Source organism: Rossellomorea vietnamensis (assembly GCF_008180415.1).
GTDB lineage: Bacteria > Bacillota > Bacilli > Bacillales > Bacillaceae_B > Rossellomorea > Rossellomorea vietnamensis_C.
The window spans coordinates 131,633-147,427 of sequence record NZ_VTEI01000005.1 but is presented as its reverse complement, the minus strand read 5'-3'; the positions used below and the strand labels follow the sequence as shown (position 1 = coordinate 147,427).

The 15,795-nt window shown below is 39.5% G+C and carries 20 protein-coding genes; 4 read left to right on the top strand and 16 right to left on the bottom strand.

Annotated elements, in window-relative coordinates; genetic code table 11:
- Positions 1-147: 147 nt before the first annotated feature.
- Positions 148-273, top strand: a complete 126-nt coding sequence (locus tag FZC78_RS24590) for a hypothetical protein (RefSeq protein ID WP_262372146.1) — start codon at positions 148-150, stop codon at positions 271-273.
- Between the two features lie 41 nt (positions 274-314).
- On the opposite strand, the gene FZC78_RS12000 is transcribed toward FZC78_RS24590, so the two are convergent.
- From FZC78_RS12000 to FZC78_RS11950, 11 genes are all read right to left on the bottom strand, one after another.
- Positions 315-1,244 (bottom strand): serine hydrolase domain-containing protein, encoded by a 930-nt coding sequence (locus tag FZC78_RS12000; protein WP_148939940.1) that lies wholly within the window; start codon positions 1,242-1,244, stop codon positions 315-317.
- An 888-nt stretch (positions 1,245-2,132) separates the two neighbouring features.
- Positions 2,133-2,891, bottom strand: a complete 759-nt coding sequence (locus FZC78_RS11995; protein WP_148939939.1) for a class I SAM-dependent methyltransferase — start codon at positions 2,889-2,891, stop codon at positions 2,133-2,135.
- 38 nt (positions 2,892-2,929) lie between these two features.
- Positions 2,930-3,310 carry a nuclear transport factor 2 family protein gene (locus tag FZC78_RS11990; protein WP_148939938.1) on the bottom strand — a complete coding sequence of 127 codons (381 nt, stop codon included), beginning with the start codon at positions 3,308-3,310 and terminating at the stop codon, positions 2,930-2,932.
- Between the two features lie 21 nt (positions 3,311-3,331).
- A complete protein-coding gene (locus FZC78_RS11985; protein ID WP_148939937.1) occupies positions 3,332-4,372 on the bottom strand; it encodes a DUF1835 domain-containing protein in 1,041 nt (346 codons plus the stop codon).
- A gap of 16 nt (positions 4,373-4,388) precedes the next feature.
- Complete coding sequence (locus tag FZC78_RS11980) at positions 4,389-4,901, bottom strand: hypothetical protein (protein ID WP_252183601.1); 513 nt, start codon at positions 4,899-4,901, stop codon at positions 4,389-4,391.
- A 323-nt stretch (positions 4,902-5,224) separates the two neighbouring features.
- On the bottom strand, positions 5,225-5,536 hold the full coding sequence (locus FZC78_RS11975) for a hypothetical protein (RefSeq protein ID WP_252183600.1): 312 nt from the start codon (positions 5,534-5,536) through the stop codon (positions 5,225-5,227).
- A gap of 461 nt (positions 5,537-5,997) precedes the next feature.
- Positions 5,998-7,002: an LLM class flavin-dependent oxidoreductase gene (locus FZC78_RS11970; protein WP_148939934.1), complete on the bottom strand. Its 1,005-nt coding sequence runs from the start codon at positions 7,000-7,002 to the stop codon at positions 5,998-6,000.
- 216 nt (positions 7,003-7,218) lie between these two features.
- A complete protein-coding gene (locus FZC78_RS11965) occupies positions 7,219-8,238 on the bottom strand; it encodes a C45 family autoproteolytic acyltransferase/hydolase (RefSeq protein WP_148939933.1) in 1,020 nt (339 codons plus the stop codon).
- A gap of 144 nt (positions 8,239-8,382) precedes the next feature.
- Entirely contained in the window at positions 8,383-8,949 is a 567-nt protein-coding gene (locus tag FZC78_RS11960) for a sugar O-acetyltransferase (protein WP_148939932.1), read from the bottom strand.
- Positions 8,950-9,143: 194 nt separating this feature from the next.
- Complete coding sequence (locus FZC78_RS11955; protein WP_148939931.1) at positions 9,144-10,097, bottom strand: DUF2268 domain-containing protein; 954 nt, start codon at positions 10,095-10,097, stop codon at positions 9,144-9,146.
- A 119-nt stretch (positions 10,098-10,216) separates the two neighbouring features.
- Entirely contained in the window at positions 10,217-10,591 is a 375-nt protein-coding gene (locus tag FZC78_RS11950; RefSeq protein WP_148939930.1) for a nucleotide excision repair endonuclease, read from the bottom strand.
- 177 nt (positions 10,592-10,768) lie between these two features.
- On the opposite strand from FZC78_RS11950, the gene FZC78_RS11945 reads away from it, so the two are divergent.
- The 3 genes from FZC78_RS11945 to FZC78_RS11935 all read left to right on the top strand — a co-directional run bounded on the left by FZC78_RS11945 (position 10,769) and on the right by FZC78_RS11935 (position 12,275).
- Entirely contained in the window at positions 10,769-11,068 is a 300-nt protein-coding gene (locus FZC78_RS11945) for a hypothetical protein (RefSeq protein ID WP_148939929.1), read from the top strand.
- A 536-nt stretch (positions 11,069-11,604) separates the two neighbouring features.
- Positions 11,605-11,784 (top strand): hypothetical protein, encoded by a 180-nt coding sequence (locus tag FZC78_RS11940; RefSeq protein WP_148939928.1) that lies wholly within the window; start codon positions 11,605-11,607, stop codon positions 11,782-11,784.
- Positions 11,785-11,795: 11 nt separating this feature from the next.
- Entirely contained in the window at positions 11,796-12,275 is a 480-nt protein-coding gene (locus FZC78_RS11935; RefSeq protein WP_252183599.1) for a DMP19 family protein, read from the top strand.
- 287 nt (positions 12,276-12,562) lie between these two features.
- Here the strand turns inward: FZC78_RS11935 and FZC78_RS11930 are convergent, their stop codons facing one another.
- From FZC78_RS11930 to FZC78_RS11910, 5 genes are all read right to left on the bottom strand, one after another.
- Positions 12,563-13,063: a hypothetical protein gene (locus FZC78_RS11930; RefSeq protein ID WP_148939927.1), complete on the bottom strand. Its 501-nt coding sequence runs from the start codon at positions 13,061-13,063 to the stop codon at positions 12,563-12,565.
- Positions 13,064-13,180: 117 nt separating this feature from the next.
- Positions 13,181-14,188, bottom strand: coding sequence for a phosphotransferase family protein (locus tag FZC78_RS11925; RefSeq protein WP_148939926.1), 1,008 nt, complete (start codon positions 14,186-14,188; stop codon positions 13,181-13,183).
- A gap of 52 nt (positions 14,189-14,240) precedes the next feature.
- Positions 14,241-14,474 carry a hypothetical protein gene (locus tag FZC78_RS11920; RefSeq protein WP_148939925.1) on the bottom strand — a complete coding sequence of 78 codons (234 nt, stop codon included), beginning with the start codon at positions 14,472-14,474 and terminating at the stop codon, positions 14,241-14,243.
- Positions 14,475-14,538: 64 nt separating this feature from the next.
- On the bottom strand, positions 14,539-15,096 hold the full coding sequence (locus FZC78_RS11915) for a GNAT family N-acetyltransferase (protein WP_148939924.1): 558 nt from the start codon (positions 15,094-15,096) through the stop codon (positions 14,539-14,541).
- A gap of 33 nt (positions 15,097-15,129) precedes the next feature.
- A complete protein-coding gene (locus tag FZC78_RS11910; RefSeq protein WP_148939923.1) occupies positions 15,130-15,774 on the bottom strand; it encodes a DUF3108 domain-containing protein in 645 nt (214 codons plus the stop codon).
- Positions 15,775-15,795 lie beyond the last annotated feature (21 nt).

Below are 15,795 nucleotides of genomic sequence, written 5' to 3'. Positions count from 1 at the left end.
AAATTCAGCAGCTTCAGAAATTTAAATTAATTTTACACTGTCCCAACAGTTTTGACTATCATTATTTCATCGGGAATATGTCTTTTTCATGGCGAATAATCGTAAATTCTGAGTACATAATATCTATGATTATAAGGAGGTGTTAAGATGCCGAATTTAAATGATAACAAGTTCAGGAAGATTCAATCAGAGGCAGCCAAACAAGGGAAATCTCAGGAAGAGTATGCAGCAGAATTAGAGATGAATAAATTGAAAGCTCAAAAGAGGAAGTAAGTTTACGGGGGACAGGAATTTGAGGTTCTGTCCCCTTGTCTTTAAGTTGTCTGCATGTTGTTTTCCAAACCCTGCAAAAGCTCTTTGAAATAGATCCTCGGAAGTCCTTGGTCTTCAAGCTTGAGCTGGCTTTTCACCACAGCAACCAGCTTCAGTTTCGGTACAACGAAAATATTCTGGCCGTAGATCCCGCTCGCACAATAGAAGCTAAGAGGCTGATTGTGATGGGAGCTGGTATAGGTCCAGATTTGATAACCATACCCATATGTCCCCTGCTCTTCTGTCTTTGTTTCTTTATAAGGAGTTGTCATCTGCTGAATCCACTCTGCAGAAACAATTCTTATGTTATGATGCTCACCATTATTCAGTAATAAATACCCCAATGTCATCAACTGTTCAGGCTTCATTCTAATGCCGAATCCTCCAATATGGATCCCCTCAGGGTCCGTCAACCAGCTGTATTCATTGATGTTAAGAGGTTTAAAAAGGTTTTCTTCAGCAAACTCTGAAACGGTCATTCCTGAGACTTTTTGTACGATCCCGCTCAGCAGGTGAGAATCTCCGGAGCTATATTGAAAAGTGGTCCCAGGTTCATATAACAGTGGCTGGTTTAAGACGGTCTCTATCCAATCTTTATTTCCTTCCAGCTCGTTGACTTCCATACCTGATGTCATGGTCAGCAGATGCCGGATCGTAATTTCTTTTTTCATAGCATTCTTAGAATTTAAAATCTCGGGAAAATAGTTGTGTATCGGTGTGTCGAGGGAAGAAATCATCCCTCTGTCGATCAGAATACCGACCAACAGTGAAACAATTGTCTTCGTGATGGAATACACTTTAAACGGCTTTTCCTTCACTTTCTTGTTTTTAGAGTACTCGAAAATCTGCCTTTCTCCCTGGTTGATGATAAAAGCTTCAACTTTGATATCTTTAATTTTCTTCTCTAAGCGATCGAGCAGTTCCTTATCCACTTGTTTTTTGCTCCCCTTCCAGCGTTTTTCTTAATCAGCCTATCAATATTTTCCCTTTTTTTACACAGCATCAAACTCACCTAATAGTAGATTGATGATGTAAAAAGCGCTCTTATACAGCATTAAAACCTGTCTATTAAGGATTTCGTGATGTAAAAAGGACCCTTATACATCATCAGAACTTCTCAAATTGTAGTTTGATGATGTAAAAAGGGCTTTTATACAGCATTAAAAGTGTCTAATATGGATTTCGTGATGTAAAAAGGACTCTTATACAGCATCAAAACTCATCTAATAGTGGCTTGATGATGTAAAAAGGGCTTTTATACAGCATTAAAAGTGTCTAATATGGATTTCGTGACGTAAAAAGGGCTCTTATACAGCATCAAAACTCATTTAATAGTAGTTTGATGATGTAAAAAGCGCTCTTATACAGCATTAAAACCTGTCTATTAAGGATTTCGTGATGTAAAAAGGACCCTTATACAGCATCAGAACTTCTCAAATTGTAGTTTGATGATGTAAAAAGGGCTTTTATACAGCATTAAAAGTGTCTAATAAGGATTTCGTGACGTAAAAAGGGCTCTTATACAGCATCAAAACTTCCAAAATAGTAGATTGATGATGTAAAAAGGGCTTTTATACAGCATTAAAACCTGTCTATTAAGGATTTCGTGATGTAAAAAGGGCTCTTATACAGCATCAAAACTCATTTAATAGTAGTTTGATGTTGTAAAAAGAGCTCTTATACAGCATCAACCGCTTCCTCATAGTCACTTGATGATGGAATAGCACCCTTTCAGAAGACAGAATCTTCAAATAGTGATGATGCCACTACGGTTCCCCTGACTATATATAGTGAAATACGAGTTAAGCACCCGTCTATTATCAATGGGGTTTTCTTGCTTTAATAATCATGGTTGACGGAAATCTCCTTGCTTTGTTTAAAGAATAATAGCGGTCTGATACTTCCTCCTGCACCGATTCGAATTTTTCGGAAACATCGCTCTCATGAACGGTTTCAATGATGAATCCTGCAGCAATCAACTCATTGATATAGGTGCTCATTTTTCTGGTGGGAATGACGACTGGAGCTTCTTCTCCTTTGAAATTGGGATAAGAGATCGTTCCTTCCTCCTGATAAGACCCTTTCAATCGGAGTTCTCCATTTTTACTTGCTAAGTGTGCATAGAGGGGGTGGTCCCAACTGAAAATAAACGTTCTTCCTGGCTTTAAGTATGAATGAATCAGACGGAAGGTCGCTGATAAGTCAGATGTCCAGCCGATTGCATATATGGAATATACAATATCAAAATAGGACTTTGGCAAATCTATATCCTCTTCCATCGGTGCGCAGAATAACTTTGCTTCTCTATCTTTCAACGTTTTATCAGCTGTACTGATCTGTGCTTCTGAAAGGTCCACACCCCACAGCTCACCTGCCCCCTTTTCTGCCATGTACAGCAAAGAGTGTCCACTTCCACATCCTATATCAAGAATCTTCTTATCCTTGACATCTCCGAACAGTCCTAGTTCATCTTCTGTTTGTGCATAAGGACCGTAACTCGGAAGTGCATCCTTTCCATCAAAATGATGTGCCACCTTGTCCCAACTATCTTTGTTTTGCTTCACTACATCCACCTTCATTTTATCTCCTCGTCTTTCTGCTTTGAAAAGTATGTCTACTAAAATACTCCATTCTCATTAAGAGATTCCTCCGGTACTTGCTGCCCGATATCCCACAGTTCTACAATTTTGTCATCGCTAAAGCGGAAGATATGAACAACAGCTGCTCCCGGGTCTCCTGAATTTTGCTTGATATGAGAATGTACGACAACGGTTTCTCCCTCTTCCACCGCTCTCTTTACCTCGATAACCTTGTCAGGATTTTCAGCAGCATTCTCTTCCATGGCAGCCATCAGTGAATCGGCATCTCCTTGGAAATAAGGATTATGATGGATGAAGCGGGGACCGACATGTTCATCAAAGGCTTTTGATACCTTGTTGGGTACTATCAATTTTAAAAATGAAACCGCTCTTTCTTTATTCGTTACTCTATCATTCATAAGCTTCTTCCTTTCAATGATTTACTTTTTGAATCGAATACTATAGAACCTCATCGCTTTAGGAACACCTTTGATTTCGAAAACTCCATTCAAAATTAAATGCCTGACCCGATATTCGAAAAATTGGTCACCGACATATTGATCGAGATGGCCGATGAATTCCCCAATTAATCTGGCAGATTTCATGAATTCTTCACTTCCTCGTTTCACAAACAACGTTCTTGCGGTTTGGATGATGAGGTCATCAAAGTACCCTTCTTCAACGCTTTTGATAGAACCGCCTTGCCAGATACGAAGGACTTCATTCGTGGAGGAGAGTTCTGTGTATTCTTTCTCCAGAAATATTCTTTCATCAAGAGTTAAAGGCTTGGTGTTCTGTCCTTTTTTATACATAGTGATTAATTGTTCAGGAGAGATTTCTCCAGTATGTAAAAGCTGATACTGTATTTCAGAAGTATTGAACAGATTTCTATGAAGTTCGGTTGAATTGACTAGTTGAATATCATTTGATCTGCCAGTCAGCAGCCTCATTACAAGCCTTAAACCTGTCTGCTCATGAGCATTTTCCCCAGCCCATACCGTTATGGCAGCATTACTAGGGATCGCTCTAATCTCATCAATTGTTTTATTGAAAGAGTAGAGATAGTCACTCGAAAATTCATCATCCACGATTAAATGATTTTCAAACCATTCACACCTTTCCAAAACACCCTCTTCTTTCTCCAGCGTTTTAAGCGGTCCAATGGAAAAAAGATCGGAAAAAGAAATCACTCTTTCTTCTTCATTCAATTTCAACTTTTTTAGTGCCTGTTTCAGGCTGCCAGCCGGCGAGTCTCCAAAAACTAAATGGTAAGACTTATAGTCATGGCGCTGTTCAGTGGCTTGCTTTCTTTTATATTGGAGAAAATCATTATAGGTCCTTTTAACATCGGCAGCCAAATCAGAGTCGGTGTACTCGGTAACCTCTTTATTCATATGGATGCCATATAAAGTTTGAAGCAGCAGCGATTTAGCTTCCTCTTCTGTAGTGCTTTTTAAGATTCGTTTCAACTCATCTATCATTTTTCATAGCTCCTTTTTAATGATTCAGCTCCTCGATGGTAGTGAAGATTTTTGAAAACACCTCTTCAACAGTCTCATCCGTTTTTTCATCATTATAGAGACTGTACCCCCATCGGTTCAAAGAGTTTTCCTTAGCAGATGTTAGAATCCCCACTGCATAACTTTTTCCTGGATACCACTTCCAATTCTGTTCCATCTCACTTTCTTTTACTGTAAACGGAATATGACTCCAAGCCTCAATAAAAAAGAAGGGCATGTCCGAATTGAGATAAGTCTCTTCATAATTACCTGCAGAAGCTTCTTTAAGGTTTTCTTCTGTAATAAAAACAGCATCATGATCCAGTTTTTTTAGATTATTCAGGTCCTCAAATGTTACTTCCGAGAAGGTGATATTTTTTTCCCTGACTTCCGGGGGCTCCCCAATGACCGCGATACTTAAAGGTTTCCCTTCATAAACTTTGAAATCTGGAGTCGAGCTGCAGCCCGAAAGCAAAAAGGTCAAGATTACCAGCCATTTTTTCCAGCCCACAACAATCCCCTCCCGAATTTTAGTTTAGCATGATTTACCATTCAATATGAAAGCCGCGATGTCCTCCTTTAGGAACTTTGGAATCAAATATATTCTTGGAATAACCTATTGGTTTTCCTTGTGCAGTGAGAAAAAGTTAATGAAAAAACGACTTGGCATGAGTCAAGTCGTTATCTTTTCTTAATCGCTCTTTTCGTAAACTTTGTTGCTATTCGATACTAATTCCGAAAAATAACAATACTAAAAGGGGGGAAATCTGGTACCACCGAAAAGTAAAGAACTACTCTTACTCCGAAAGCAACAATATATGAGAAAACAGCCTCTTAATAATACGTGATAATCATCATGACGAAACTAACAATTGTGTAAAGAACGGCTCCAAAAAATACAAATCCAACGTTCGCTTTCAATTCGTTATCTTGCTGAACTTTCCATCCTGCGGTACTTGCATCAAGCGTTGCACCTTTTGAAAGGACTCCTCCGCTGCTGTTGAAGAAAAACAGCACTACTGAAATGGCAAGCCCGATAAAGAAGCTCCAATCCATATATGAAATGGATAAAACCATAGCAGCTATCCACACCAGAATGCCGATAACCCCTGCTGATATGATTGTGCCTATAATATTCTTTTTCATATGCATCTCCTTCTACTGTGTTATTTTATGTATTGAATTACTTCGCATCGTCATTTGTCGTTCCCCAGTCATAACCTGACTTTCCCCAATAATACAAAAACATGGCTGATGATAAGAAGCTTAACAAGATGTAAATGAGCCCCATATGATGCCTCCTCGGCGGTTTATGATAGTGTCCTTACTTGTTATACTGTTTCAAATTGTAAAAAGTTTCATAATTCATTTAATTTTTTAAAAATGTGTTATAGATTAGTTGATTCTGACACCTTCTTAGACGGCCTAAAGATGATTTTGCAGCAGTGTTTACTTCATGTGGCTCTTTACCAGCTTACAGTTTCTATATTACACCTGGAAACAATTACTGAGGACTTAGTCTTTATAGAGGCGAAAATAACATTTCGAATGAAAGATAGACATAAAAAAACAGCTCAATATTATAATTGAGCTGTTTTAATCTTACTTTATTTTCCATCCACAATTTCTTTAAAGATTTCATACGAGCGCTTCTGTTTCTCCTGATCATAAATATAAGAAACAGCCATGATTTCATCGACATCATACTTCTCCTGGAAGCTGGTCAGCTGTTCTTTCACCGTCTGCTTGCTGCCCATTAGCGAGACACTCGTCATGGATTCAGCCATTTGCTTTTCACCAGGAGTCCACACAGCATCCATATCCTCGACAGGCGGACTCATTGGACTCTGAGTGCCTCGTACAACATTCAGGAAGAATTGCTGCATAGTCGTAGATTGCAGCTTCGCGTCTTCATCTGTTTCCGTTGCGATGACATTCAGACAGATGATTGCGTGGGGTTTGTCCAGATACTCTGAAGGCTGGAACTGTCTTCTGTAAATCGATAAGGCTTCCTCCATATGTCTTGGCGCAAAGTGAGCTGCAAACGCATATGGCAGTCCTAGTTTAGCTGCTAAATAGGCAGAATCTGTAGAGGATCCGAGTATATAAAGCGGGATGTTCGTTCCCACTCCAGGGTATGCTTTTACATACCCCTGCCCCTCAGCAGGGCCGAAATAGGTCAGCAGCTGCTGGATATCATCCGGGAAAGTGTAGACATTCTCTTGAGAGGATGACCTTCTTAAAGCACTGGCTGTCATCATATCGGTGCCGGGTGCCCGGCCAAGCCCCAAATCCACTCGGTCAGGGTAAATGGTAGCCATTGTTCCAAACTGTTCTGCAACAACCAAAGGTGAATGATTTGGGAGCATGACGCCGCCTGAGCCTACCCGGATGGTTTCTGTGTTTTCCAATGTGTGCTTGATTAAAATGGATGTGGCGGAACTAACAAGTGTAGCGGTATTATGGTGTTCAGCTATCCAATAACGGGTGTATCCCATCTTTTCTGCAGCTTGTGCAAGGTCCACCATGGAATCAATGGCATCCTTAGAGTTTTGCCCTTTCCTGATTGGAGCGAGGTTCAATACGGAAACAGGAATATTTATATTTGTCATGAAAAATTTTCCTTTCTATTTCAGAATTCAAAACGTGGAAATCATGCTTTCAATATGCCCAAGTACGTCTGCAACATCCTTACCTATTAAATGTAAAAATAGAAGTTACAGTTGGGAATGTGAAAAAAGCTTAAACGTTGTCTAAGCTTTTTTATCAATACTGTAATAGTATTATTTACAGTTTAGATTGTCAAAGAATTGATGCTGAGATTCACTTCAAAGCTGTTCTATAAATCCTTCCATAGAATTGATAGGAACATCCTTTCCTCTCACCCATTCCCTAAAGTTGATGTCTAGGACCTTTCCGCTTTGGGCGATAGCGGTGAGAATCCGTGACTCTTCGTACCCATAAGAAAACGTGTGAAGTGTGCCAAATAATTGATCGTAGTCCCTAAAGAACACCGGTGATTGTTTGCTGCAAAAATGATTGAACGCCTGCTCATGCGAAATGTTACAATTTCTTAAGCTCATCAAGTGATTGCGCCTTTGTATTGAACCTTCCAAAGAACTACGGTTTTTATTCAGCAACTCTTTATCCTCGAAGTGATTAACACAGACAGCAGCCTCTTCTCCTTTACGGACTTTCACCTTTTCCGGTGCTGCTTCCACGACAGCGCGGTGACCTTTTTCATCACCTATAGAAAAATTGTAGCAGGCAGCATGAGGAAGTTCTTTCAGCATGTGGATGGCTTCATCCATCGAAGAACATTTATCCAAAACCATCCGTAGAGCTGTCCAAGCTGAGATACCTGCTGTATAACTATCATAGCTCACGAAATGAAGTCCCGCAGCGAGGCCTTTTTCATTCACACCATCGTGCCTTCCTATCAGCTGAAGATTATACCCTGCTGATGCTAATACGCTGTCTCCTTGTACAAGGCTGAATAAGCCGTCATACAAAGCTGGCGCAAAATCGTAATTTCTTACATAAAATTCGTCCGTCATAAACGCCGAACAGCCCATAGCTTCTGTCTTAGGAACATCGTACCCGCTAAACAGGGCTGCGGCCTTTTCAAAAGAAATTCCCAGCCCATCTGATAAACCTTCCAGCTCTTCAAGGAGATGGGGGGCATAAGTTTTATAGATAGCTTTCATTTCCTCTATATTGATCTCTTGTTTTGTTATTGATCTCAAGATGTTTAATATGGAGAGATCACGTACCTGATCTGCTGTTTTTTGGCCGATATGATAAGAACTGCCCCTGGTCTGCAGCACCTTTACTTCAAAGTTTGACATTGAAACCACTCCCTGTTAATACTTGATTACTTATAAGGATAAATATAAGTCATTCATTCTCATTTTTCCACTTCTTTTTTGCTTCAATAAGACCGACTGTCAATAAGAGAAAACCCATCTCATATTGAAATGGGTTCTCTTGGTTTATGAAGATATATCCAATTCCTTAATGATCATGGCGGGGTTACCTCCAACCACCACGTTATCGGGTATATCCTTCGTAACTATCGCTCCGGAAGCGATAACCACATTGTCGCCCACCGAGACACCAGGATTGATCACTGCGCTGCCGCCAATCCAAACATTGTCACCAAAGCTTATAGGTTTAGCATATTCCCTTCCAGAATTCCGCTCTGCTGGATGTAGGGGGTGTGTTGCTGTATAAATATGTACACCCGGCGCCAGCATGCAGTTATCGCCAAATCGCACCTCGCAGACATCTAGGATGGTGCAGTCAAAATTAGCAAAAAAGTTTTCACCGACATGAGTGTTGTATCCATAATCAAAACGAATATTAGGTTCCATATAGACCGTCTCCCCGGTGGAACCAAGGAGTTCCTTCAGCATAGTCACACGCTTCTCTCCTTCAGTCTCTGTCGTTTGATTGTACAGCCTCACGCGTTTCCTGGCTTCCTCACGTTCTTCAGTTAACAAGGGATCAGCTGGATCGTACATCTCACCATTCAGCATCTTCTCTTTTTCAGTTCTCATTCTTTCATCTCCTTTCAAAAAAAATTAACAGGGTGATCATAGAAAGCAACTGTACCGCTTAAAAACGGAATGAGCTTGCTCTAGTAATAGTAATCAAGGTCTGATCCCTCCCGGAAAAAGGGAACTTGAGTTTCATGAGTAAAGAGCATACCATTGTTTTTTCCAATCTAGTAAGGAACAGCTCATGGAAATGCTTATTGAAGCAAGTAACTGAATGAACTGCTTTTGACTATCTTTGTTTCTTCAGCCATTGTCCATTCCTTAACTGTCATGTCAGGGTGCTCTGCCAGAAAGCTTTCCATAATTTTATATCCAATCTTATAATTGGACCAAATAGGCAGACCTTTTGTGAAATTGCCTTCATGGAACTCGTTATAAAGCTCAATGCTCGTGGATTCCATATTTTCTTCTAGAACATTCAACACAGTATTTTCTTCTTCAGTGGTAAGCGGCTCTGTCCATGGTGCTTTCACTTTAGGATACAAACGGGAAGCGAAAGATTCGGCTTTTCCTTCAAAAATGATTCCTTCCAAAAACGTGAAGCCCGCTTCATCATCTTTTTCCATTAACACTGAGTGGTGATATTCATGGGCTACCACATACTTAAGCATTTCTTCTTCATAAGATGGAGACAGAATCAGCAGGATTGCATCCTTGCTCAATGTCACTGCGCCTACCCCTTCCATATACTTTGTAAAAGTATCCTCGGGGGCTGCGGGTTTTATAAAAATCGTTTTCTTTCCCCCAGGAAGACTATTGGCGGATTTTCCAAGGCTATCTTCAATCGCTTTATTGATATCCTCTTGCAGTTTTAATAGTTCTCTGGCAGTTTCTGCTAATGCTTCAGGCTTCTTTGTAGGATAGAAATATGGAGAGTAATCGAGGCCTCCCTTAAGACTGCTGTTTTCTGAGGATGCATAATCCAGGAAAGGCTGTGTCACTCTTGTATAATATTCACCAGCTGTGAGGCCGGATTGTTCCTCGACACTATTAGCATAATCCAGGACCTCTTCATAAAGGGGAACCAGATTGAAGGCTTGTCCTTCCTTAAGAATATTTACCTTTGATTGAGCCGGTACCGCTTCTTCATTTGAACATCCCACTAGAATGATGATCATGACGGCAAACAGGCTGATCGTTTTCGCCATTCTGACACCTCTTTTTTTAGTATGTAAGATAAATACGAGCCAGAATGGTAATTAGTTTCAATTCTTGCGATTTTTAGCATAAAAAACCAGGACCCCTTTAAAGGTCCTGGTTTCCATACTTACTTATAAAACACCTTGTCCACATTATACTTAGCTTGTAATGTGTTGATCATGTACGTTTCATAGATTTCCCGCTCCATGCTGTCTTCCACGAAGCTTACATCAATGCGGTACACTTCTTCTCTATGAGGCTTCAATGGAGACACGTTGTCCTCCAGATGCTTCTTTACACGCTGTCTAAGCTTGCGGGCTTTCCCAACGAAAAGCAGCTCGTCATTAATGTTATAAAACAAGATCATGCCGCCCTTGTCTCTTGGTATTTCATGGAGGTCGATAAAGCCTTCAACAGACTTGATCACCGGTTCATTTTCCTGTGAAGCCTGCTGTCGTTCTGTAATGGATACATCCACTTTAGGCAGTTCAATTTTAATCATAAATTCACGTCCTTTTCCTGTAAAGGTAAATGGTACCATAGATGGCCCGGGAATGCTAACACAAATAGGATTAGCCAATAGTTATTTTTTTATAAGGGAATATATCCCAGTATAATATCCGGATAAAGGGGTATTTACTATTAATCAGAAAAAGTTCTTAAAACTGGAGGGATTCTGATGAATAGAATGGCAAAGAATCTAATTATGGGTTCGCTTGTTTCAGCAGGCAGCGCTGCTTTGGCCACTGCGATGTATAAAAAGAGAAAGAAGAATAACTTCTCCGTCTATCCAGATACAGATATGAGAGACAGCATAAAAATCGATGTTCAGGAAAGTGTGAATGCTGATGTGGAAGAGGCAGAAAAAGGCCTCACCAAGCTAGATTCAGCTTACCGGTCAGAGTGGCAGGCAAACGGATTTCCGCAGACACATGCTGAAATGGAAAGATTGGAAGCTGAGAGCCGGCAGGAAAGATAGATAGGGCTATACCGAGGGAGACACCGAATTGGAATCTATTGCTAACTCGATGTCTCTCTTCTATTTTCACAGATGAAAACAGCTATGTTATAAGAAAGTATGACTTGTACATAACCTCAAAAACTGATTTCTTTTCACATTCAACGAACTTCCAACGCCTGTTTAAACCTCTCTCTCCTATTCATCCAGACAAAAGTATCTAGTTTTGCCTCAAAGGTATCTTTCTTGCCTCCCAATCATCCTTCAAAAAACTTATCTTACCGTGTTAGAAAAAGTACTCTTATTCTGCGACAATAAACTCAACCACCATGCTACATTTAAACCTCTTAAGAGAACTAAACATATTCAATACCTGAATGTATAAATATTTCTACCCGCGGCAGATCTTTTTCAATCAGGAATATTTAAGAATTACTCAAAAAATTTCTTCAGCTGCATCAAATATTCGAAAACGTTAGAAACCAGGATCAGTTAGAAATGTGGTAAAATCAGGATAGAAAAAGATCCATAGAGGTAGTGGAAATGAGGGATAACTCGTGAAAGAACCAATTAAAATAATGTTATTTGGAATAACAATAATGATAGTAAGCCTATTCTTTCAAAATTTAACCAAATGGGAATCAAGTCCTCCCTCTAGTCTTATACAGATTGTCTTTGCAGCAGGCTTAATTACAGTAATAGCGGGTTATTTTTACAAAGGTGAAATTAAAAAATAGCGGATTGTGAAGTGGATAAATTGAAGCCTAAAATGAAAAGAAAAGGGTTAATGAATAATGATGGCATATGGAACGCTGTTACTAAAGTGATATGCGAGCATGATTTTCCTTCAGAAGAGGAAACCATATATGAATCTTTCATTGTGTTTCACTATTTTGCAGAACTGGAAAGCGGCGGGCATGAAATGTTCCTTACGTGGTTTTCTGACCATATTAAAAAAGCAGGCATAAAAAAGTATAGTATTGACCTTGCAGGCGGTCTTGAAAAAATCGGTGCTGATGATTATGCCGAGATTGTGAAAAAGCACCTGGATCCATTGTGGCACTTATACTTAGCTTTAGAAACGGACGAAAGTATAGAACATGAATTTTATAAACTTATTGAAAAAGCAGATAATGATTATCACCAACTAAATGGGCGTTTAGCACAATTATTAGAAGCTCATTTTGTTAAAATACACACCGATTTAATAGAAGTATTGGAAAATTGAATTTCTTCATTAAAGAAGCAGAATCGTTCACTACAAAGAGCGATTCTGCTTTCTTTACTTCAAGTTTCACGAAAAAATGTGATTTCCGTGAAACGCGGTATTCTTCACAAGTTAATGCAACCCTGCGTAATTTCCCTATTAATTTGCTCAGTATTCTTGTAACAGCTCAACACCCTATGTAGATCATTATTCTAGGACTCCCAAAGATGTCCATGAATTTGAGGTCATTTCATTCCTCCTTCAGTTTTATCAGGTATTAAGAGAAATTTACTTCACCTAATCTTCACTCACAGCAGGAAAAACAGAGCAAAGAGCAGGACAAGAGTCCATACAAACGAAATATGAACGGTTTTTTCAACGGTTTGCGACCCTTTTTGTCTTTTAAGTTCAATTGAAAAAATGAACAAGAATATTAATAAGAGAAAATAAATCAAAAAAACATAGAGCAGGAAGCGCCACTGACTGACCCATTCCATCAAAGGACCGATTATACCTCCCATGATAAATAAAATTACAGATAAAACTCCTGCACCAACAAGAATTGACGGCATGCGCGACCATATACTGTATCTGAAAATGGGCTTTTCTTTTTTTGCCTCAAAGACAAAAATTAGATAAATTGATGTCATGATCAAGACAATCATTAAAAACGTTAGAAGAGGTGAGTTAACAGCTGTCCACCCTCCTGAGGAAGTCTGTATATTTAAGTTTTCACTGACGATTTCCAAGGTCCACATTACGATAATAATGAGAGAGACAGCCAGGAATTGCAGTATGGACCACTTCATGGTGAATCCCTCCTTTTCTTATTACTCTCTTTAGTAAGATTAGAATTGTAAAAATATTTTTTGGCTCAAGCCGCTCCATTTAGCGGTGGAGCGCGGTGAAATCAGCAGATAATTTAATCAGTCTGTTAACCATCCTGACAATAGTGGAATCTTTTCCTCATATTTTCTCAACGCATCGATTGTCTCACATATCTGCTCTGTCCCCAACTGCTGCTCTTCTTTATCTCCACACTCAATCCATAAAGAACGCTTTAAATTGTATTCCAGCCAATCGAGTTTTGCTGAAAAGCCGGCATCAAGTACTGTTTTCCAGTTGGAACTTAATTCTTTCCCATGTTTCTGATAACCGCTGATAAAAGCAAAAAACCTTTCTTTCTGTATGCCGTCTTCCCCATCCTCAGACCAATATAGTGCAGTCTCCAACAAGTCTTGCATAGGATGAATGAAACCAGCGGATTCCCAATCAATGATCACCGGGCCAGTCTTAGTCCACCTAACATTTTTGGGGTCGAAATCTCTATGGCTGATTACCCTACCATCAGAAAGTTGTTCAGCTGCCTCAGCAGCGCTTTTACTCCACTTATAAAGCGACTCGATAGTTGTAGAATATAAAGAAAGCCAGGTAGAATTATTCTCTATCCCTTTCCTTAAGTAAGAATCCCAATCGATAACCCTACTACTATGAGAATGGCTATCTGTTATGTTCAATTCTGTTAAATCTGCGGTATGTATTTCTCCCAGCAGCTCTCCGATTGTTTCTGAGTCGTTAAAGTCCAGTTTGCTTAGCTGTTTTGTTTTCCCTTCTAACCAGTCATACACAAGGTAGTAATGATTTTGGAACTTCTGCAGGTGAGAGCCATCGATCTCCTTGGCGGAAAGCGCGGGAACTTTCCTCCCTAATGAACTGGCGATAATTTCTGAATTCCTATAATTACCGGGTGCGTCAGTTCTTTTCATTATCTCAGGATTTAATAGTTTTATTGCATACTTGCCTTTCGTTGTTCTTACTGCAAATATTTTATGTAAAAGCCCGCCTGAAACTGAAGCTGGAGCTTCATTCATTTCACCGAGCCGGCAATGGAGGCAAAGCTTCTTCAAAGTATCCTTCATCTCTCTATTCTTCATTTTTTCTGCCACCTTGAATCTCTTATTTTCATGAACATATACAACTCAAACATCATTTCTTCACTATCTTGCCTAACACCCATAATAAAAACACTGTAATCAATGCACTCTCCAACGCGCTGACGATGAGGGTGAATGTTAAGGTTCCGTAGTCGTCCAATTCATTAAAGCCATAGTAATGAACTTCCCAATCGTAAAAGAGAGTCTTGATACTAACGATTAGCATAACAATGAAGAACAGCTTCCAAAAGTTTTCTTTTATGCTGTCCGGCAATCTGAATTCCATAGGAAACCTCCTTATTAAGTCTTTTTCAGTTTCTAAAGTCAGTCATCTCGTTTAAACACTTGCCTTAGTCCTTAAAGCTGCCAGGATTCATTACTCCATAGTAAACAAGATCTTCATAGCGGTCGTCCTTCACTATATGTTCTTTAAGTACCCCTTCCTTCTCCATCCCGATCTTCTTCAATACCCTGCCTGAAGATGGATTGGAACCAAAGTGACGGGCAAACACTTTATGATAGTTCTTCTCAGCAAAAGCGTATTTCAGGATAGTTTCCGCTGCCTCAGTCGCATACCCTTTTCCCCAGTACTCTTCTCCGATCCAATAAGCGATTTCACCATGATGGTTATGGTGATTGTTTGATAGAGCTATTGCTCCATAGAGAGTCCCCATACCCTTATCAGTAATGGCAAATTCATATAATTTATCCTCATTGAAATTGAGTGAATGAGTCTCTATCCAGCACAAAGCATCTTGTTTTGAATAAGGGTAAGGGAGATACATTGTATTTCTGTAAATATTATAGTTGTTACACAGCCTTGCAACTTCATTGGAATCAGACATCAGAAACTTCCTTAATACCAGCCGCCTGCTCGTTATCGTTTCATTTATATCATCATAATTCATCTGGATTTATCCTCCTTATTTAATTCCTGAATTTTATCTGCGGAATTCCATTGTGATCCCTTCCCCGATATCAGAGGATTGTTTCAGCAGTTCTCTCTGGACTATATCAATCCAATAGTATTGAAGAGTTTCCCCAAAGAGTGTTTTGACTTTCCAGGCATTGGCCATCTCTGAAGAGTTTCGTTTAACCCTTTCCATTTCAGCTGTCTCAACATAAATATCAACTGCTGAAGCACGAGCAGGATTAAATCCTTGAAATTCTATAGAAAAACCCTCCTTCAAAGGCAGCGCTCTAAGTATCATTTCAACTGAAAATGTATCAAAAGAATGATTGAGGGTTTGGACCGATTCTCTATTATTCTCATCTGTTATATGTACAGCGTCATTTTTATATAGCGCTTTATGTTTTTGAACTCCATCAACAAAGTCTGTAAACGATATGGGTTTAAGAGTGTGTCTATCCACAACTGTTACGCCTTTTCTATTGCCAATGATAGGGGATGACAAAGTTTGCACTCTCTCAATTGCTTTGTGTCCGTTCACTTCGATGTATTTCAGCTTCTCTGTTGTTGTTCCTGCCTTGTGTTCTTTTCCATTTTGTATCAGAAAAATTTCTTTTTCATCATAAGACTCTGTCAACAATTTTCCGTTAAGATCGGGCAAACTTGTTTTAGCCATTTCCAGCCTCCAATAAAAATT